This is a genomic window from Microbispora sp. NPDC046973, assembly GCF_040644495.1.
GTDB lineage: Bacteria > Actinomycetota > Actinomycetes > Streptosporangiales > Streptosporangiaceae > Microbispora.
Map to the genome: position 1 here is coordinate 12,827 of NZ_JBEYWQ010000047.1, position 17,772 is coordinate 30,598.

Consider the following 17,772-nt stretch of genomic DNA (forward strand, 5'->3'; position numbering starts at 1 on the left):
TTCATTTTGCGAACGTCACGAGCATAGTCCATGCCGTCGACGCGCCACCGGCGCAGGCCCGGAGGCTGCAACGACCTTCAAGTGGATCACAAGAGCGGCGCGTCAGGCTGGTGCGGCCGATGTGGTGACGACTCTTGAGAGGACCATCGTGGGGACAGCAGACGTGACGAGGAAGTTCGCCGCGGGCGCGGCCGTCGCCCTGGCCGCGCTGATCGCGCAGCCGTCGGCCGCCCGGCCCGCCGAGGCCGCGACGACGTACAGCAGCCCGTGCCAGGGGATCCGCAACTGCCTGGGAGCGATGCAGGACGGCGAGGGATGGATGGTCGAGACCCCCGTCAAGAACTGGAAGCGGGTGGTCTACCGGTTCAAGCACCTGAAGAAGAGCGAGAAGAGGGTGTGCGCCCACGAGTACCCCCGCCTGACCATGTGGATCAATGATCCGAACAGCGGGCGCCACAAGACGGTCGTCATCAAGGCGTCGGGCAAGCTTCCCCGCCGCGCCTGCTTCTTCTAGGGAGACGACCTCGCTCAGGGCTTCGCGGCGGTGACGGGCTCTGCGGGGACGTCGTGACCGGACGTACGGCCCGCCGGGCGCGCGGGGAGAGCCATGGTCACGGCGGCGGCGACGAGGGCGGCGGCGCAGCCGATCAGCATCCCGGCGCGGAAGCCGCCCTCCGACGGCAGCACGTGCCCTCCCAGCCGGATGGTCATCTGCGACAGGACGACGCCGACCACCGCGGCCGAGACCGTGGTGCCGATGGAGCGCATCAGCGTGTTGAAGCTGTTGGCGGCGGCGGTCTCGGAACGGGGGACCGCACCCATGATCAGGGCGGGCATCGCCCCGTAGGCCAGGCCGACGCCGATGTTGCACACGCAGGTGACGATCAACATGCCCCAGGTGGAGCCCAGCAGGGCCGTCGAGGAGCCGTACCCGAGCGCCATGACCAGGCTGCCGGCGATCAGGGTGACCTTGGGGCCGCGGGCGGCCGACAAGCGGGCGCCCAGCGGCGAGACGGCCATCATCACCAGGCCGGAGGGCGCCATCCACAGCCCGGCCGCCAGCATCGACTGGCCCAGGCCGTAGCCGGTGGCCGCGGGGAGCTGCAGGATCTGCATGACGATCAGCGCCTGGGCGTACATCGAGAAACCGACCACGATCGAGGCCAGGTTGGTCAGCAGCACCTGCCGCCGCGCGGTGACGCGCAGATCGACCAGCGGGTCCTTGACGCGCAGCTCCCACCAGCCCCACAGCGGCAACACGGCCAGCGCGGCGGCGAGCAGTCCGAGTGTGGTGCCGCTCGCCCAGCCCCAGTCGGCGCCCTTGGAGACGCCCAGCAGCAGGCACACCAGCCCGGCGCCCAGGCCGAGCACACCGGCGACGTCGATCCGGCCGGAGGCCCGGGCGGGCGTGGCCGGGACCAGGAGCCGGATCAGCACCGCGACCAGCACGCTCAGCACCGCCGAGCCCCAGAACAGCGCCCGCCAGCTCGCGTACTCGGCGACCGCCGCCGCGACCGGCAGACCGAGCGCGCCGCCGATTCCCATCGACGAGCTCAGCAGCGCGATGGAGGGGCCGAGCCGCTCGGGCGGCAGCAGGTCGCGCAGGGCGCTGATGCCCAGGGGGATCATGCCCATGCCCATGCCCTGCAGGCCTCTTCCAATGATCATGGGGGTCAGGGAGCCCGCCGTCGCGCAGACGGCGCAGCCCGCGATCAGCGGCACCGAGCAGACCAGCATCATGCGGCGCTTGCCGTACAGGTCGCCGAGCCGGCCGGTGACCGGAGTCGTGACCGCTCCCGCGAGCAGCGTGGCGGTGATCACCCATGAGGCGTTCGACGCGGTGGTGCGCAGCAGGTTCGGCAGCTCGCCGATCAGCGGCACCACCAGGGTCTGCATGAGCGAGGCGACGATGCCGGCCACCGCCATCACGCTGACGATGCCGCCGGGGCGAGCGGCGGACGTGGAGCCTCCCACGTGGTCTCCCTGGGATCGATGGTCAAAACGACGTGCACCCTACACATCATGTGTTACATGCACAATTCGTGTAGAGTGCACATATCTGTATGAGAAGGAACCGGATGGACAAGCCCACGCATCTCATAGAGTTCGAGACCATGCTGCTCGGGCGGCACCGGCACCTCGACCGCAGCGCCTACCTGCTGCTCAGCCGCGTCCACATCACGGGCCCGATGTCCATCGGCCAGCTCAGCGACGCCCTCGGGCTGGACGTGTCCACCCTCAACCGGCACACCTCGGCCCTGCTGCGCGCCGGGCTGGTGGAACGCATCCCGGACCCCGACGGCGGCATCGCCCGCAAGTTCCGCCTGACGGAGGAGGGCGAGCGGTGGCTCGGTGAGGAGCGCGAGAAGAACATCCTCGGCCTGGAGAAGGTGCTCGCCGACTGGACGGCCGAGGACGTCTCGGCCTTCGCCGTCTACCTGAGACGGTTCAACACCGACATCGAACACCTCGCCGGACGGCCCTGGCCCCGCCCCTGAGCCGCGGGCTCGCCGGCGCCGGTCTCACTCGCCGGGGAAGCCGGCCAGTTCCTCGACCGCCGTGTCCAACGACCTGTCGACGCCGTCGCCGACCAGCTTCAGGTACGCCGGGTCGCCCGCCGCCGCGAGACGCCGGATGCCGTCGGCGGATGCGCCGACCCGCCGGCGGACGATCTCGATGAACCGCCCGGCCGGGCCGTCCCAGCCGTAGGCGTCGAGGAACAGCCGCAGTCTCCGGGGCCGGTCGGCGAACGCGGTGAACCCCTCCGCGGCAACCACATGGCGGGCGTGGAGCGGCACCCACGAGAAGGCGGTGAAGGCGAGGTCCCACTCCGGGGTGACCGGACCGGCGAAGTCCCAGTCGAAGAAACCGGTGAGGCGCCCGTCGGCCCACGCCGCGTTGTACGGCGCCGCGTCGTTGTGGCCGACGACCAGGCCGGGCCGCCAGGTCCCTCCCTCCCGCCACATCGCGTCCGCCGGGGGGACGAAACCGGCCACCGCCGCGTGGAAGTCGCGCAGCCAGCCGGCCACCTGCCGGAGCGCGTCGTCACCGTGCACCCACGCGGGCCACGGCCGCGCGGTCCCGACCACCTCTCCCGGCAGGTACGAGAGGACCTCCCGGCCCTGGTCGTCGAACCCCCGGGCGCGCGGGGCGCCCTCGAAACCGACGTCCTCCAGATGCCGGAGCAGCGCGTGCACGGCGGGCGTCCAGGGGCCGGGGACACGGCGGACCGTGTCGCCGACCCGGACCGCGCCATTCGTGTTCCCGCCCGGAAGACGTCGCTCTTCGACCACGCGTCCCATGATGGCCTCCCGGCCCGCGTCCGTGAACCGGTTGGGTCAGGCAGGCGATGAGACCGCCCGAGATGGACGGGAGGGCTTGCCGGGAAGGCCGAGATTCTGAAGAAAATCCGGGAGGCGTGTCGGATCGGGGCGGTGGCGTTCGTAGCAGGGGTGAGGCCGCCACAAGGCGGGCGCGACCGACTTCCCGCGAGGAGACACCATGACTGCCATGTACACCTTCGACATCTTCTCCACCCTCGACGGCTTCGCCAACCACAACGGCGACTGGGGCGGCTACTGGGGCAAGCAGGGCCCCGAATTCCTCGCGTATCGCGCCGCTGCCTACCGCGACCCGCTGCGTATGGTGCTCGGTGCCGAGACCTACTCGTCGAACGCGCCGTTCCTCGGCCCGGGCTTCGACCGCAGCCTGTTCGACGAGTGGATCACGCGCATGTTCGACTCCCCGGTCACGGTGCTCTCCAGCCGGCTGACCGAGCCGCTCGAATGGCCGGGCACGACCATCGAGTCCGGCGATGCTGTCGAGGTGGTCGCGCGCCTCAAGGCCGAATCCGAGGTGCCGCTGCGCTCCCACGGCAGCCTGACGCTCAACCGGGCGCTGCTGAACGCCGGTCTGGTCGACACCATCGAGGTGACGGTCTTCCCGGTGATCTCCGGGAAGACCGGCGTGGACCGGATCTTCGACGGTGTGGACGACTTCGACCTCGAGCTGCTCGAGGCCCGGACCTTCGACGGCCACACGCAGGTGCTGACCTATCGGCCGACCCGGCACAGCTGATCGGCGACGGAACGGCGCCGATCCGTGCCGGGATCGTGCGGACCCGGCGTTCGTCCCTTCGCTGATGTCACGAGGTTCGCCACATCGTGAGCTGTTCGCCGGGCCCTGCGGCGACCACCACGCCCTCGTCGACGGCGAGGGCCCTGACGTCGTGTGACGGCCACGACGGTGCGGCCGGCCGGGACGATAGAAGGCTACGCGGAGCAGGTGAGGTAGAGATCGACCGACCCCGGGTGCAAGAAGTCGTCGTTCTGGTACTGGACCCAGTAGGAGGACCCCTCCTGGCCGGAGTCGACGATGCTGACGCCGGCGGGGTGCCGCTCCTGGTGATCGGTGACGTGCGAGTGGGTGGACGGGCAGCTGACGATGACCAAGGCCTCGCCGCCGGGGCCGATCGTGGCGCTCTGCCTCAGTTCGACACCGCTCGGAGGGGGTTGTGGGACGTTCGAGCAGAGGATCTCCAGCTTCACCGACAGGGTGGTCGGGTGCTGATCCAGTTTCGACTGAGAGTTGGTGAACGTCATCTTCACCGTGCGCCCATCGATCGTCATGTTCGTGTAGTTCAGGTACTGGGAGTCGTAGGAGTCCTCGGTGCCGGACGACGTCCGGACCGTCACGGGGTAGGGGTTGGTCGAGGGACACTTCTGCGACAGGGTGGTCGTGATCTCCGGACCGATGGAGGTCGAGTTCCACACGACCACCGTGTTCTCGGCGAACGCGGGGGCGGCGAACCCGATCAGCGGGGCGGCGGCCAGGGACGCGATCGCGCCCGTCCTGATGAGCTTGCGCATGATCGTCTCTCCTCGTTCATCGGGGTTGTCCGTGTGCCGACGACGCTAGAGAGCGGTTCTTATGGCTCTCTTGGAGATGATTGGCCGTTGACTGAGCCGGCGCTCGATGTCTGGCGGGTTCCTGAAGTTGCTGTAGATCGGGTGGTCACCGGCCCTCCATGAGCGGTTGCGGTATCGACTGGCGGGTAATGTTGTCTCACCGGTGACTTGTCGCCGCCTGACTTGGGCGCGTGGACGATTTCTCTCTCATCGGGATCGGATGCCGCAATGACTGCCCTGTCAGTCACCATCACGCACGAATCCGCCCGCACGATCCTCACCCTCGACGGCGAACTCGACCTCCTCTCAAGCGTCCGCCTGACCGACGCGGTCGACGCTGCCCTGTATGGAGGCCGGCAGCACATCTTGGTGGACGTCGCCGATCTGACGTTCTGCGATTCGTCTGGGCTCTGGGCATTGCTCAGTGCCAAGCGGACTGTCACCGCCGTGGGCGGGACTCTGGAACTCGTCAACGTTCACGGCATCCTGCAGCGCGTTCTCGATATCACTGGAGCCGCAAAGGCTTTCCCCGCTGCCTCTGCCGGATGACGTCTCGCGACCACCACGGCCCTGCCACGGCCGGCTCTTCGCCGGCGGCGGACCACCCTCGCGCCCGCGGAGCTGGACCTGGCCCCCGGTCACACCCGGAGGGCCTGGTTCACCATTCGCGTGCCCTCCGACGCGTGGAAGGGCGAGAGCGGGACGCCACCGGACATCCCGTCCTGGCGGCGCAGGTGCGCAACACCGGCGGCAGGGCCCTGGACCTGTCCGGCTCGCTGTCGCTGTCGGAGGGGCCGGGAGGGCTGCGCGCCGGGCCGTACCCGGCGGTGCTGGGCGTCACGCTGCGTCCGGGCGAGACCGGGCGGCCGACCGCCGCGAGCAGGGTCACCCTCGCCGTTCCGCGGACGGCGTTCTCCCACACCGCGGTGGCGGGGGTAACAACGCGAGCTGGAATCCGACCCTCGTCCTGTCGATCCCCTTCACCGGAGTGACGGCCGGCGCCTACAGCGGCGTCGTCACGCACTCCGTCGCCTGACCACGGCCGCCACGGCAGGACAAGCGGGAGGCCCGCGCCGCTCGGACCGGTGGCGGTCAGCAGCCGGGGTACTTGCCTGGGTCGAGGCGGCCGCCGGTGAACTGGGTGGTGAAGTCGTCGGCCAGTTCGATGAGGGTGTCCCTGCCCTCCAGCCGGGACACCCAGCGATGGGGGAGTGCCGCGTCGCCGTACACGGTGCCGAGGAGGTTGCCGCAGAGGGAGCCGGTGGAGTCGCTGTCGCCGGAGTGGTTGACCGCGAGCAGCAGCGCCCGTTCGATGTCGTCGCCGCTCACCAGCGTGCAGTAGACCGCGATGGCGAGCGCCTCCTCGGCCACCCACCCGCCGCCGAGCGTCTCCACCGCCTCCGGGGACGGCTCCGCCCCACCGGCCAGGGCGACCGCCGCCTCGATCGCGGTGGTGGTCTCCTCGTGCGCGGGCCGCTCGGCGAGCAGCACGAGAGTGTCGTCCACTGCCGTGGGGAGCGCCGCGCCCCGGGCCAGAAAGCAGATCAGCGCGGCGAAGGCGCCGGCCGCCAGATAACCGGTGGGGTGTCCGTGGGTGATCTGGGCGCAGTCGGCCGCGAGCGTGAAGGCCGCTCGCGGGTCGCGGGTGGCCAGCCCGAACGGAGCGGAGCGCATCACGGTGCCGCAGCCCTTGGAACGCGGGTTGACCGGCCCGGGCGTTCCGGGGGCCGCGAGCGAGCCGAGGTCGGCACGCAAACCGGACACGCAGGCGTTGCCGGGGGCGCGACGGGAGTAGAGCCAGGTGTGCTCGCGGAGCCGGCCGGTGCGGACGAGGTCGTCCGCGGGAGGCGGCATGCGGTGCTCCTGCGTGTCGAGCCAGCGCAGGTAGGCGTGGCGGACCACCTGCACCTCGCCGCCGCCGATTCCTCGCTCCCTGACGCGCACGTCGGCGCGGATCAGCCCCTCGACGGTGAACAGCGTCATCTGGGTGTCGTCGGTGACCAGGCCGGTCTTGCCGCGCCAGTCGGGCGCGAGGTCGGTCAGGCCCGCCTTGCCGTGGTCGCGGCGGATGGCGGCGATCGAGTCGAACTCCACGGGCGCGCCGAGGGCGTCGCCTATGGCCCCGCCGAGCAGGCAGCCGCGCACCCGCGCCCCGAACGGAATATCGCCCGTTTCGGCATTGCTCACGATGGTCCCCTTTCTGCCTTGCAAAGAACCGTAGCGGTCTTGTCGCGAGCCCGCCGATCGGATAGAAACGGCTCACCTCGAGTAGGAAACTTTCCGACCTACTCGGGCCGGACGCGAGGTGACCGTGAGCGGGAACTACCTGGCCGGGCCGCAGGGCCTGCTCTGGTCGATCAACGCCCGCGCCGTGCTCGACGTCATCGACCGCGAGGGGCCGCTGGGCCGGCCGGAGATCACCAGGGCCACGGGCCTGTCCAAGACCACCGTCGCTCAGGCCCTGCGCGAGCTCGTCGCGCGCCGGGTCGTCGAGGAGGCGGGCGCCGACACGACCCGTCGCGGGCCCGCGGCGACCCTCTACCGGATCGCCCCCCGCTGCGCGCTCGCGCTCGGCGTCGACATCGGTCACCTGCGCATCCGCGTCGTCCTGGTCGACGCGGTGGGGGAGACGCTCGCCCAGGCGGAGACCCGGGCGCCGCGCCGCAGGGTGGCCGACACGGCGGCGGCGGTGACCGCGCTCGCCGCCGAGTGCGCGGAACGCGCCGGGGCCGCGCCGGACGGCATCGGCCAGGCCGTCGTGGGCGTTCCCGCGGTCGTGGCGCGTGACGGCCGCACCGTCAGGCGGGCCTACGGGCTGCCGCAGGGCGGCCGCGGACTGGCCGAGGCGATCGAGCACGACCTGCCCGTGCCCCTGCTGCTGGAGAACGACGTCAACCTCGCCGCCGTCGCCGAGCAGCGGTTCGGCGCGTGCGCGGACGTCGCCGACTTCGTCCTGCTCGGCGTCGGGGTCGGCCTCGGCGCGGGGATCGTGCTCGGCGGCCGCCTGCACCGGGGCTTCGCCGGGGGAGCGGGCGAGGTCGGGTTCCTGCCCCACCCCGCGACCGAGCTCGGCACGGAGGTGCTCGGCGCCCGCCGCATCGCCGAACAGGCCAGGCAGGCCGGAATCGAGGGCAGCCCGTCCCCGCGGGAGATCTTCGAACGCGCCAGGGACGGCGACGAGAGGGCGCTCGCCGTGGTCGACGCGACCGCCCGCAGGATCGCCCACGTCGCGGCCTCGATCGCCCTCGTGATCGAGCCGGAGCTGTTCGTGCTCGGCGGCGCGTTCGGCGCCAGCGCCGACCTGTTGCTCGGCCGCATCCGCCGCCACCTGGCCAGGGACGCCGCGCCGCTCCCGATCAGGATCGTCGCGAGCGGCGTCCCCGGGGACGCGGTGCTGCGCGGCGCGGCCTGGCTCGCCCGCCATCGCGCGCGGGAACGCGCCTTCGCCGCCGTCATGGGCGGCCGGCCGCACGACGTGACGACCGGGGGAGCGTACGACGCGGATCCCACCGGGTCAGGGAAAGGGGACATCACGTGAACCTCGCGCGACGGCTCGGCGCCGGGCCGGGCGACCGGCTGCTGATCGTGAACGCCGACGACTACGGCATGTGCCGGGCGGCCAACACCGGCATCACCTCACTGCTCGCCGCCCGCGCCATCAGCTCGGCGACCGTCATGACGCCGTGCCCGTGGGCCCCCGACGCGATCCGTACGGCCGTCGCGGGCGGCTACGACGTGGGCGTCCACCTGACGTTCACCAGCGAGTGGGAGGGGTACCGCTGGGGACCGGTGACCCGCGACCGCGCGGTGTCCTCGCTCGTGGACGACGCCGGCTACTTCCCTGCCGACTGCCGCACCGTAGAGGAGCGCGCCGATCCCGAGGAGGTCCGCGCGGAGATCGACGCGCAGATCGGCAGGGCCGTCGCCCTCGGCCTCGACCCGTCGCACGCCGACAACCACATGGGCAGCCTGTACGGCCTGGCCACCGGCCGTGACTTCCTCGACGTCGTCTTCACGGCGTGCGCGGAGCACGGCCTGCCGTTCCGGCTGCCCCGGACCCTCGACGGCATGGGCCTGCCGGACGAGCTGGAGCCGTTCGCGCGGGCGAGAGCCGAGGCCGCCGACGCGGCAGGCGTGGTCATCCTCGACCGGCTGTGGACGCTGCCCTTCGAACTGGCCGAGGGGGAGACGTACGAGAGCGTCAGAAGCGACATGATCGGGCTGATCCGGGCGCTGCGCCCCGGGGTCACCGAGATCTACATCCATCCTTTCGAGGACACCGGCGAGCTCCGGCAGATCATGCCGCATCACGCCAAACGCGGCATGGAGCTGCGGCTGTTCACCGATCCGGAGGTCCGCCGCGCCATCGCGGAGGAGGGCGTGCGGCTCATCGGCTGGTCCGACCTGCGCACGCTGCAGAGAACCCGATGACGGGCCCCATGGGGCGCGGGCAGGTGCTGGCCTACGGGTCGGGCAACCTGTCGGTCAATCTGCTCAGCCAGGCGTTCGCGACCTTCGCCACGTTCTACTACGTCGACCACCTGGGCGTCGACCCGTCGCTCATCGGCGTCGCCATGGTGATCCACGGCATCGTCAACGCGGTGCTCAACCCGCTGGTGGGGCACGTCTCCGACCGGACCCGCACGCGCTGGGGCAGGCGGGTGCCGTACATCGCGATCGGCATGGCGCCGCTGGCCGCGGCCTTCACCATGATCTGGATTCCGCTCGTGGACGGCGCGACCGCGAGGTTCTGGTACTTCCTGGTCGTGGTCCTCGTCTACGACGTGCTGTTCGTCGTCGTGGTGCTGAACTACGTGGCGCTGTTCCCGGAGATGTTCTCCACCATCGCCGAGCGGGCCGCCGCAGCGTCGTGGCGGCAGATGTTCGCCATCGTCGGCATGATCGTCGGCGTCGCCGCTGCGCCCCTGCTGTACGGCGCCATCGGATGGGCCGCCATGGGCGTGTCCTTCGGCGTCGTGGCACTGGCCTTCTTCGCGTTGTCGCTGCGCGGCTCCACCGAGCGGGTGCACGCGGAGCGCGCGAGCTTCGGGTTCCCCGCCGCGCTCCGCCATACGCTCGCCAACCGGGCCTTCGTCACGTACGTCACGGGCAGCTTCCTGCTGCAGCTGACCTTCGCCCTGCTGCAGGCGGGGATCCCGTTCTTCACCAAGTACGCCCTGGGCGAGGCCGACTCCGCCAACACCGTCATCCTGGGCGCGGTGTTCGTCACCGCGATCCCGATGGTCTACGTGTGGAGCCGGGTCACCACCCGGATCGGCCCGCGCCGCGCCGTCCTGGTCGCGATCGTCGTGTACGGCGCGGCGCTCGTGCCGTTCCTGCTCGTCGGCAGCCTCGCACTCGCGGCGGTGACCGGGGCCGCGATCGGCGTCGGCATCGCGGGCATGCTGGTGCTCCTGGAGATCCTGCTCGCCGAGGTGATCGACGACGACGAGCGCAGGACGGGCACCCGCCGCGAGGGGATGTACTTCGGGATGAACGGGTTCATCGTCCGCTGGGCGGTGTCCCTGCAGGCCGTGATCATCACCGGTGTGCTGGCCCGATCGGGCTACCACAACGGGGCGGCGGTGCAGCCGGGCTCCGTCGTGACCGGCGTCCGGCTGATGATGGGCCTGGTGCCCCTGGTCGTGCTGGCCCTGGCCTTCGGGTGCTTCCTCCTCTACCCGCTGCGCCCGGGCGCCCGCCCACGTGACGAGAGCGCCCCCGCACCGGTCGCGAACGGGCGGCCCGGCGCGTAGCAGTGGCATGAAGCCCCGGTGACCGCCGGAAGATAGGTCTTCTTGCGAATTCGCCGTGTCCGTGTTAACGCTAACTGTGCTTTTCGAGACTGTGATGACCTGACGCAGCACAGGAGCTTCCCAATGACAGACGCTCGCATGCGCGCACTCATGGACCGCCTCGGCGGCCTGGCGTACGGAGGGGACTACAACCCCGAGCAGTGGGACCGGGCCGTGTGGCGGGAGGACGTCCGGCTCATGCGCGAGGCGGGGGTGAACCTCGTGTCGCTCGGCGTCTTCGCGTGGGCCTCGCTCGAACCGGAGCCGGGAAAGTACGAGTTCGGCTGGCTCGACGAGGTCATGGACCTGCTCCACGAGAACGGGATCTCCGTCAACCTCGCCACCCCCACCGCCGCGCCGCCGGCCTGGCTGTCCCAGCGGCACCCCGAGGTCCTTCCGGTCATGGCCGACGGCGAGCGGTTCGGCTTCGGCAACCGCCTGCACTACGACCCCTCGTCCCCGATCTATCGCGAGCACGCGGCGAACATCACCAGGCGGCTCGCGGAGCGCTACTCCTTCCACCCCGCCCTGGCCATGTGGCACATCAGCAACGAGTACGGCCCCACGGCCTACAACGAGGCCGCCTCGGCCGGCTTCCGCCGCTGGCTCGAGCGCAGGTACGGCGACCTGGAGGCCCTCAACGAGGCGTGGACCACCCGCTTCTGGGGGCAGGTCTACACCGACTGGGACCAGGTCGAGGTGCCGAGCGTGCCCCGCACCTGGATGAACCCCAGCCGTATCCTGGACTTCAAGCGCTTCACCTCGGACGCCCTGCTGGAGTGCTTCGTCGCCGAGCGCGACATCGTCCGCTCCTTCCGCGACGACATCCCGATCGTCACCAACTTCATGCGCTTCTACCGCAACGCCGACTACTGGCGCTGGGCCCCGGAGGAGGACGCGGCGGCCCTGGACATCTACCCCGACCCCGCCGAGCCGGACTCGCACGTGTCGTCGGCCTTCCAGTTCGACCTGTTCCGGTCGCTCAAGGGCGGGCGGCCGTGGCTGCTCATGGAGCAGGCGGCGAGCGCGGTCAGCCAGTGGAGGCTCAACGTGGTCAAGGAGCCCGGCCGGATGCGGCTCGGCTCGCTCCAGGCGGTCTCCCGTGGGGCCGACTCCGTGATGTTCTTCCAGTGGCGGGCGAGCCGGGGCGGCCACGAGCGCTTCCACTCGGCGATGCTGCCGCACTCCGGACCCGGCTCGCGCACCTTCCGCGAGGTCGCCGAGCTCGGCCGCGAGGTCGGGCTGCTCGCGCCCGTGGCGGGAACGACCACGCGGGCCGAGGTCGCCGTGCTGTTCGACTGGAACGGCTGGTGGGGGCTGGAGGAGCTGTGGGGCCTGCCCCGCAACGACTTCAGCTACGTCGACACCGTCATGCGGCACTACCGGCCGCTGTGGGAGCACCATTACGCGGTCGACGTCGTGTCCACCCGGAGCGACCTGTCGCCGTACAGGGTGCTGGTCGTGCCCAACGCGTACCTCGTCGACGACGAGGGCGTCGCCGCCGTCACCGAGTTCGCCCGCGGCGGCGGAACGGTCGTCATGTCCTTCTTCTCGGGTGTGGTGGACGCGTGCAACCGCGTCCGCCCGGACGGCTACCCGGGGGCGTTCCGCCGCCTGATCGGCGCGAAGATCGACGAATACTGGCCGGCGCGTCCCGATGAGCGGTTCACCGTCGAGTTCGCCGACGGACGTACGGCGACGGCGGACTGGTGGCGCGAGGACATCCACCTCGAAACCGGGACGGCACTGGCGACCTACGCGGACGGCCTGCTCAAGGGGCGCGCCGCGGTCGTCGCCAACGACTTCGGAGCCGGACGGGTCGTCTACTTCGCCACCCTCCTGGAACAGGACGCCTTCGACCGGACGGTGCTCGGCGAGCTGAGCGCGGCGGGCGTGGAGAGCCGCTTCGACGGCCTCCCCGCCCACCTGGAGTGCACGGTCCGGGAGGACGAGCGGCACGAATACCTCTTCCTCCTCAACCACGACGCACAGACGCCCGTCACCGTCCCGGTCGAGAGCGGGGGTACGGACCTCCTCACCGGCCTTCCGGCGTCAGGGGAGATCACCGTGCCTCCCCTCGGAGCGGCGGTCGTGCGCCGGGCGCGGCAGGCGTGACCCTGGCCCGGCTCCCCGGCGGGGCGGTGCTCTCGCGGACCACGAGTTCGTTCGCGAGGTCGATCCGGCTCGTGGCCGGCTCCACGCCGCGGGCCAGGTCGAGCAGCATCTGCGTCGCGACCGTCGCCATGTCGCACAGCGGCTGGCCCACCGTGGTCAGGGCGGGCTCGACCCAGCCGGCGACGGGCACGTTGTCGTAGCCGACCACCGACAGGTCCCCGGGCACGTCGAGGCCGAGCCGCCGGGCCGCGCGCAGGACGCCGAGCGCCTGCAGGTCCGACCCGGCGAAGATCGCGGTCGGCCGGTCCGGGCGTGACAGCAGGTCCATGGCGTGCTCGTATCCGGCGTCGACGTAGAAGTTGCCGTACCTGATGAGGCCGGGGTCGATGGCGAGCCCCGCCTCGTCGAGGGCGACCCGGAAGCCGGCGACCCGTGCCCTGCTGCACATCACGTCCTTCGGGCCGGAGACGGCCGCGATGCGGCGGTGGCCGAGCTCCAGGAGGTGGCGGGTGGCGAGCAGGCCGCCGTCCCAGTTGTTCGAGCCGACCACGGGCACGGACTCGGCGATCTCGCCGTCGGTGTCGACGACGACGAACGGGATCTGCGCCCGCCGCAGCTTCTGCTGCTGCGACTGGGACGGGCTGGACATGACGAACAGCACGCCGAGGGGCCGATGGTCGAGCACACCGTCCAGCCACTCCTCCGATGGCCGGTGCGCTCCTTTCAGCTGGGACAGGACGACCTCGATCCGCGCGGCGGCGGCGACGGCGTCGACCCCCCGGATGATCTCCATCGACCACATGGAGTTCAGCTCGTGGAAGACGAGGTCGATCTGCCCCTTGAGCGTGCGCCGCTTCGAACGGCGGCGGTACTGGTGCCGCGCGAGGCCGGCCTCGACGCGTTCCCGCGTGTCGGGCGCGACGTCGGGGCGGCCGTTGAGGACCTTGGAGACCGTGGTCACCGAGACGCCGAGCTCTTCGGCGATGGACGCGATCGTGGCGGGGCGTGGATCGCGGGCGGGAGAGGTGCTGGTCATCTGTCCGCTCGTCGTTTCTCCGAAAGTTTCGCGAAACTCTACCACCGGAAGGCGCTGAGATATACCGAGATCCATGCTGGGTTGCGCTCGACGGCGGAAGGGTATCGGCGATTGACTTCCCTCTTGACGCACCCATGTCCGGGTCCTATATTTCCGCAATATTAATGGCAACTTTCGAAACTTTCGGTTCGCGCTGCCGTGCCGTTTTGCGGGGCGGGGTGCGCGAAGCCGCCCCTTTCGGCGGCCGCACGCGCCGCCGTGGATCCGTTCGGATGGCACCGGAGGCACGGGATGAGCACCACCAGAACGATCGACGCGTCGCCGGACACCGGGGATCCCCGGCGGGCGAGGCCTGATCCCGCCCGCGCGCGGCGCCCGCCGCGCCGCACGTGGCGGCAGGCGCTCCGCCGTGACTGGCAGCTCTACTCGCTGGCGATCCTTCCGCTGCTGTTCTTCGTGGTCTTCCGGTATCTGCCGATGATCGGGAACGTCATCGCCTTCCGGAAGTTCCAGCCCGGCGGCAGCGTGCTGGGCGAGGAATGGGTCGGCCTGCGTTACGTGAAGATGTTCCTGAACGACCCGTCGTTCTGGCAGGTGTTCACCAACACCGTGGTCATCGGCGCGCTGACCCTGCTGTTCTGCTTCCCGACGCCGATCGTGCTCGCCCTGCTGATCAACGAGCTGCGCGGCCGGAGGATCAAGCGGTTCGTCCAGTCGGTGTCCTACCTGCCGCACTTCCTGTCGATGGTGGTCGTGGCCGGGCTGGTCATGGAGATGCTGTCGGTGGACGGGCCGGTCAACCAGCTCCTGCGCGCGGCCGGCAACGAGCCCATCGCGTTCCTGCAGGAGGCGGGGTGGTTCCGGACGATCTACGTCTCCTCCGAGATGTGGCAGACGGTCGGCTGGGGGACGATCATCTACCTCGCCGCGCTCACGACCATCGACGAGCAGCTGTACGAGGCGGCCCGGATCGACGGCGCGAGCCGGTGGCGGCAGGTCTGGCACGTGACCCTCCCCGGCATCCGGCCGACCGCGGTCACCCTGCTGATCCTCAACATCGGCACGTTCATGGCCGTCGGCTTCGAGAAGGTCCTGCTGCTCTACAACCCGCTGACGTATCCCACCGCCGACGTGATCTCCACGTACCTCTACCGGATGGGCATCGTGTCCAACAGCTTCAGCTACGCCGCGGCGATCGGCCTGTTCGAGGCCGTGATCGGGCTGGCCCTGGTCATGTCCGCGAACCTGATCTCCCGGCGCACGGTGGGGACGAGCCTGTGGTGACCGTCGACAGGACCCGCGGCTACCGGGTGTTCCGGGTCGTCAACGCGATCATTCTGGCCGGCGTCGTGGTCGTGACCCTGTACCCCTTCGTCAACATCGTCGCCCGGTCGCTGAGCGACGAGTTCGCCATCCGCGCCGGCAAGGTCAACCTCGTCCCCGTCGGGTTCACCTTCCATACGTACGAGTTCGTGGCCTCCGACCCGACGTTCTGGACCAACTACCGCAACACGGTGGTCTACACGGTCGTCGCCACGGCCATCGCGATGGTCATGACCACGTGCTACGCGTACGTCCTGTCGAAGAAGCATCTGAAGGGCCGCACGTTCCTGATCGGGATCGCGGTCTTCACGATGTTCTTCTCCGGCGGGCTCATCCCCAACTACATCCTCATCTCCAGCCTCGGGCTGAAGGACAGCATCTGGGCCATCGTGCTGCCGAACGCGGTCAGCGTCTTCAACCTGCTGGTGATGAAGGCGTTCTTCGAGGGTCTGCCGGTCGAGCTGGAGGAGGCCGCCGCGATCGACGGCATGAGCACCTACGGCATCCTGCTCCGGATCGTGCTGCCACTGTCGAAGGCGGTCCTCGCGACGATGGTGCTGTTCTACGCCGTGTCGTTCTGGAACTCCTGGTTCGCGGCCTTCCTCTACATGAGCCAGAACGACCTGTTTCCCGTGACCGTCTACCTGCGCAACCTCATCGCCGGCGCCACCACGGGCACGTCCGTCGGCGCCGACGCCACCGACATGACGGTGGCCACCAACATCAAGTCCGTGACGATGGTGCTCACGGTCATCCCGATCCTGGTGGTCTACCCCTTCGTCCAGCGGTACTTCGTCAAGGGCGTCATGCTCGGCGCGGTGAAGGGATAACACGCCGGACCTCTCACTCACTCCAGCTCGTTCCCCCAGGGAAAGGACCCCCCCTTCATGTATGAGATCAACCGGCGTCAGGCGATGGTCGCCGTGGGAGCCTTCCTCGCGCTCGCCGCCTGCAGCACCGACGGCGATTCCGGCGCCAAGAAGAGCGGCGACGACTTCGCGGCGAACCGCGACGGCGCGATGGCCGACTACGCCGCCGGCAAGCAGTTCAAGGCCGCTGCTCCGCTTACGTTCAGCATCCTCTACAACAACCACCCGTTCTATCCGATCAAGAACGACTGGCTCTTCTGGTCGGAGCTGACCAAGCGGACCAACGTGACGCTGCAGCCGAATGTGGTGCCGCTGAGCGACTACGAGAACAAGCGCAGCCTGCTGATCGGCGCCGGCGACGCCCCGATGATCATCCCGAAGACCTACCCCGGCCAGGAGACCCCCTTCGTCGCCTCGGGCAGCGTCCTGCCGGTCAGCGACTATCTCGACCTGATGCCGAACTTCAAGGAGAAGATCGCCAAGTGGAACCTGCAGCCCGACCTTGACACGCTCCGGCAGTCCGACGGCCGCTTCTACCTGCTCCCCGGCCTCCACGAGGACTACTGGACGGACTACACGCTCGTGGTGCGCAGCGACATCCTCGACAAGCTCGGGCTGGAGATCCCGCAGACCTGGGACGACGTGCACAACATGCTGAAGGCGATGAAGGAGGAGTATCCCGACTCCTATCCCTACTCGGACCGATGGGGCATCCCCACGCCGGGCGGCGCCATGCTGAACCAGGTCTTCGGCCTGGGCAGCGGCGCACGCGGCGGCTGGGGCTTCACGACCGGCATCACGTGGGATCCCAACGCGCAGAAGTTCGCCTTCACCGGCGCCATGGACCAGTACAAGCAGATGCTGCAGTTCCTCCACACCCTGGTGGAGGAGAAGCTGCTCGACCCGGAGAGCTTCACTCAGCAGGACGACCAGGCGATCCAGAAGCTGGCGTCCGGCAAGTCCTTCGTGATCAGCGGCAACGCCCAGACGCTGGTGAACGAGTATCGCCCGCCGCTGAAGAAGGCCAACCCGAAGGCGAAGCTCATCAAGATCCCGGTGCCCATCGGGCCGCAGGGGCCGGTCAAGGCCGATGCCAACGACAGCCGGCTGGAGAACGGCATCATGATCTCCAAGAAGGCCCGGGACAGCAAGAACTTCGTCGCGATGATGCAGTTCATCGACTGGCTCTGGTATTCCGACGAGGGCCAGGTGTTCGCCAAGTGGGGCGTGGAGGGGACCACCTACACCAAGGACGCGTCCGGCAAGTACGAACTGGCGAAGGACGTGGACTTCGTCGGCCTCAACCCGGGCGCGCCCAAGCACCTGCAGAAGGACTTCGGCTTCTCCAACGGCGTGTTCGCCTACGGCGGCAGCACCGAGCTGCTCCAGTCGACCTTCTCCGAGGAGGAGATCGAATGGCAGAAGACGATGAACGCCAGGAAGGCGCTGCCGCCGAAGCCGCCGAGCCCGCTCAGCGACGAGGAGCGCGAGCAGGCCGCGCTGTGGCAGACCCCGCTGAAGGACCACGCCACCCAGAACACGCTCGAGTTCATCCTCGGCAAGCGGAGCTTCGACGAGTGGGACGCCTACGTCAAGGAACTCGAGGCGAAGAACATGACGTCCTACGTCAACCTCGTCAACGGCGCGTACGAGCGCTACAAGAAGGAGCACGGCTGATCGGCCCGGGCCGGCCGTGCCCGACCCACGGCCGGCGCGTGCTGTTGCGA

The 17,772-nt window shown here is 69.8% G+C and carries 17 protein-coding genes; 12 read left to right on the forward strand and 5 right to left on the reverse strand.

Annotated elements, in window-relative coordinates:
- Positions 1-148 precede the first annotated feature (148 nt).
- Entirely contained in the window at positions 149-514 is a 366-nt protein-coding gene (locus ABZ860_RS40170; RefSeq protein WP_357231137.1) for a hypothetical protein, read from the forward strand.
- A 14-nt stretch (positions 515-528) separates the two neighbouring features.
- On the opposite strand, the gene ABZ860_RS40175 is transcribed toward ABZ860_RS40170, so the two are convergent.
- On the reverse strand, positions 529-1,974 hold the full coding sequence (locus tag ABZ860_RS40175) for an MFS transporter (RefSeq protein WP_357231140.1): 1,446 nt from the start codon (positions 1,972-1,974) through the stop codon (positions 529-531).
- A 104-nt stretch (positions 1,975-2,078) separates the two neighbouring features.
- On the opposite strand from ABZ860_RS40175, the gene ABZ860_RS40180 reads away from it, so the two are divergent.
- Entirely contained in the window at positions 2,079-2,498 is a 420-nt protein-coding gene (locus ABZ860_RS40180; RefSeq protein WP_357231143.1) for a MarR family transcriptional regulator, read from the forward strand.
- A gap of 24 nt (positions 2,499-2,522) precedes the next feature.
- Here ABZ860_RS40180 and ABZ860_RS40185 read toward each other — a convergent pair whose 3' ends face one another.
- On the reverse strand, positions 2,523-3,302 hold the full coding sequence (locus tag ABZ860_RS40185; protein WP_357231146.1) for a phosphotransferase: 780 nt from the start codon (positions 3,300-3,302) through the stop codon (positions 2,523-2,525).
- 199 nt (positions 3,303-3,501) lie between these two features.
- On the opposite strand from ABZ860_RS40185, the gene ABZ860_RS40190 reads away from it, so the two are divergent.
- Entirely contained in the window at positions 3,502-4,077 is a 576-nt protein-coding gene (locus ABZ860_RS40190; protein WP_357231149.1) for a dihydrofolate reductase family protein, read from the forward strand.
- A 194-nt stretch (positions 4,078-4,271) separates the two neighbouring features.
- On the opposite strand, the gene ABZ860_RS40195 is transcribed toward ABZ860_RS40190, so the two are convergent.
- Positions 4,272-4,868, reverse strand: coding sequence for a hypothetical protein (locus ABZ860_RS40195; protein WP_357231153.1), 597 nt, complete (start codon positions 4,866-4,868; stop codon positions 4,272-4,274).
- A gap of 267 nt (positions 4,869-5,135) precedes the next feature.
- Between ABZ860_RS40195 and ABZ860_RS40200 the strand changes: the two genes are divergently transcribed.
- Together ABZ860_RS40200 and ABZ860_RS40205 are read left to right on the forward strand one after the other, a co-directional pair.
- Positions 5,136-5,456: an STAS domain-containing protein gene (locus ABZ860_RS40200; RefSeq protein WP_357231156.1), complete on the forward strand. Its 321-nt coding sequence runs from the start codon at positions 5,136-5,138 to the stop codon at positions 5,454-5,456.
- A 134-nt stretch (positions 5,457-5,590) separates the two neighbouring features.
- On the forward strand, positions 5,591-5,899 hold the full coding sequence (locus ABZ860_RS40205) for a hypothetical protein (RefSeq protein WP_357231159.1): 309 nt from the start codon (positions 5,591-5,593) through the stop codon (positions 5,897-5,899).
- A gap of 100 nt (positions 5,900-5,999) precedes the next feature.
- Here ABZ860_RS40205 and ABZ860_RS40210 read toward each other — a convergent pair whose 3' ends face one another.
- A complete protein-coding gene (locus ABZ860_RS40210) occupies positions 6,000-7,094 on the reverse strand; it encodes an ADP-ribosylglycohydrolase family protein (protein ID WP_357231162.1) in 1,095 nt (364 codons plus the stop codon).
- Positions 7,095-7,218: 124 nt separating this feature from the next.
- Here ABZ860_RS40210 and ABZ860_RS40215 point away from each other — a divergent pair, with 124 nt between their 5' ends.
- The 4 genes from ABZ860_RS40215 to ABZ860_RS40230 all read left to right on the forward strand — a co-directional run bounded on the left by ABZ860_RS40215 (position 7,219) and on the right by ABZ860_RS40230 (position 12,817).
- Positions 7,219-8,445 (forward strand): ROK family transcriptional regulator, encoded by a 1,227-nt coding sequence (locus tag ABZ860_RS40215; protein ID WP_357231165.1) that lies wholly within the window; start codon positions 7,219-7,221, stop codon positions 8,443-8,445.
- Complete coding sequence (locus ABZ860_RS40220) at positions 8,442-9,338, forward strand: polysaccharide deacetylase family protein (RefSeq protein ID WP_357231168.1); 897 nt, start codon at positions 8,442-8,444, stop codon at positions 9,336-9,338. Before ABZ860_RS40215 ends, ABZ860_RS40220 begins: the two co-directional genes overlap by 4 nt.
- Positions 9,335-10,663, forward strand: a complete 1,329-nt coding sequence (locus ABZ860_RS40225) for an MFS transporter (RefSeq protein ID WP_357231170.1) — start codon at positions 9,335-9,337, stop codon at positions 10,661-10,663. The genes ABZ860_RS40220 and ABZ860_RS40225 overlap by 4 nt, the downstream gene beginning before the upstream one ends.
- 123 nt (positions 10,664-10,786) lie before the next feature.
- A complete protein-coding gene (locus ABZ860_RS40230) occupies positions 10,787-12,817 on the forward strand; it encodes a beta-galactosidase (RefSeq protein ID WP_357231173.1) in 2,031 nt (676 codons plus the stop codon).
- Here the strand turns inward: ABZ860_RS40230 and ABZ860_RS40235 are convergent.
- Positions 12,765-13,853, reverse strand: coding sequence for a LacI family DNA-binding transcriptional regulator (locus ABZ860_RS40235; RefSeq protein ID WP_357231176.1), 1,089 nt, complete (start codon positions 13,851-13,853; stop codon positions 12,765-12,767). The two genes, ABZ860_RS40230 and ABZ860_RS40235, sit on opposite strands and share 53 nt — an antisense overlap.
- Before the next feature lie 291 nt (positions 13,854-14,144).
- On the opposite strand from ABZ860_RS40235, the gene ABZ860_RS40240 reads away from it, so the two are divergent.
- From ABZ860_RS40240 to ABZ860_RS40250, 3 genes are read left to right on the forward strand one after another with little or no spacing between them, the layout of a single operon-like run.
- Complete coding sequence (locus tag ABZ860_RS40240; protein WP_357231179.1) at positions 14,145-15,137, forward strand: ABC transporter permease subunit; 993 nt, start codon at positions 14,145-14,147, stop codon at positions 15,135-15,137.
- Positions 15,134-16,006, forward strand: a complete 873-nt coding sequence (locus ABZ860_RS40245; protein ID WP_357231182.1) for a carbohydrate ABC transporter permease — start codon at positions 15,134-15,136, stop codon at positions 16,004-16,006. The genes ABZ860_RS40240 and ABZ860_RS40245 overlap by 4 nt, the downstream gene beginning before the upstream one ends.
- A 57-nt stretch (positions 16,007-16,063) precedes the next feature.
- Positions 16,064-17,722 (forward strand): sugar ABC transporter substrate-binding protein, encoded by a 1,659-nt coding sequence (locus ABZ860_RS40250; RefSeq protein WP_357231184.1) that lies wholly within the window; start codon positions 16,064-16,066, stop codon positions 17,720-17,722.
- Positions 17,723-17,772 lie beyond the last annotated feature (50 nt).

What these genes read in the sequence shown, in the direction of transcription:
- ABZ860_RS40180 (WP_357231143.1), top strand. Translation starts at nt 2,079, where the DNA reads ATGGACAAGCCCACGCATCTCATAGAGTTCGAGACCATGCTGCTCGGG.
- ABZ860_RS40185 (WP_357231146.1), bottom strand. Translation starts at nt 3,302, where the DNA reads ATGGGACGCGTGGTCGAAGAGCGACGTCTTCCGGGCGGGAACACGAAT.
- ABZ860_RS40190 (WP_357231149.1), top strand. Translation starts at nt 3,502, where the DNA reads ATGACTGCCATGTACACCTTCGACATCTTCTCCACCCTCGACGGCTTC.
- ABZ860_RS40195 (WP_357231153.1), bottom strand. Translation starts at nt 4,868, where the DNA reads ATGCGCAAGCTCATCAGGACGGGCGCGATCGCGTCCCTGGCCGCCGCC.
- ABZ860_RS40200 (WP_357231156.1), top strand. Translation starts at nt 5,136, where the DNA reads ATGACTGCCCTGTCAGTCACCATCACGCACGAATCCGCCCGCACGATC.
- ABZ860_RS40225 (WP_357231170.1), top strand. Translation starts at nt 9,335, where the DNA reads ATGACGGGCCCCATGGGGCGCGGGCAGGTGCTGGCCTACGGGTCGGGC.
- ABZ860_RS40230 (WP_357231173.1), top strand. Translation starts at nt 10,787, where the DNA reads ATGACAGACGCTCGCATGCGCGCACTCATGGACCGCCTCGGCGGCCTG.
- ABZ860_RS40235 (WP_357231176.1), bottom strand. Translation starts at nt 13,853, where the DNA reads ATGACCAGCACCTCTCCCGCCCGCGATCCACGCCCCGCCACGATCGCG.
- ABZ860_RS40240 (WP_357231179.1), top strand. Translation starts at nt 14,145, where the DNA reads ATGAGCACCACCAGAACGATCGACGCGTCGCCGGACACCGGGGATCCC.
- ABZ860_RS40250 (WP_357231184.1), top strand. Translation starts at nt 16,064, where the DNA reads ATGTATGAGATCAACCGGCGTCAGGCGATGGTCGCCGTGGGAGCCTTC.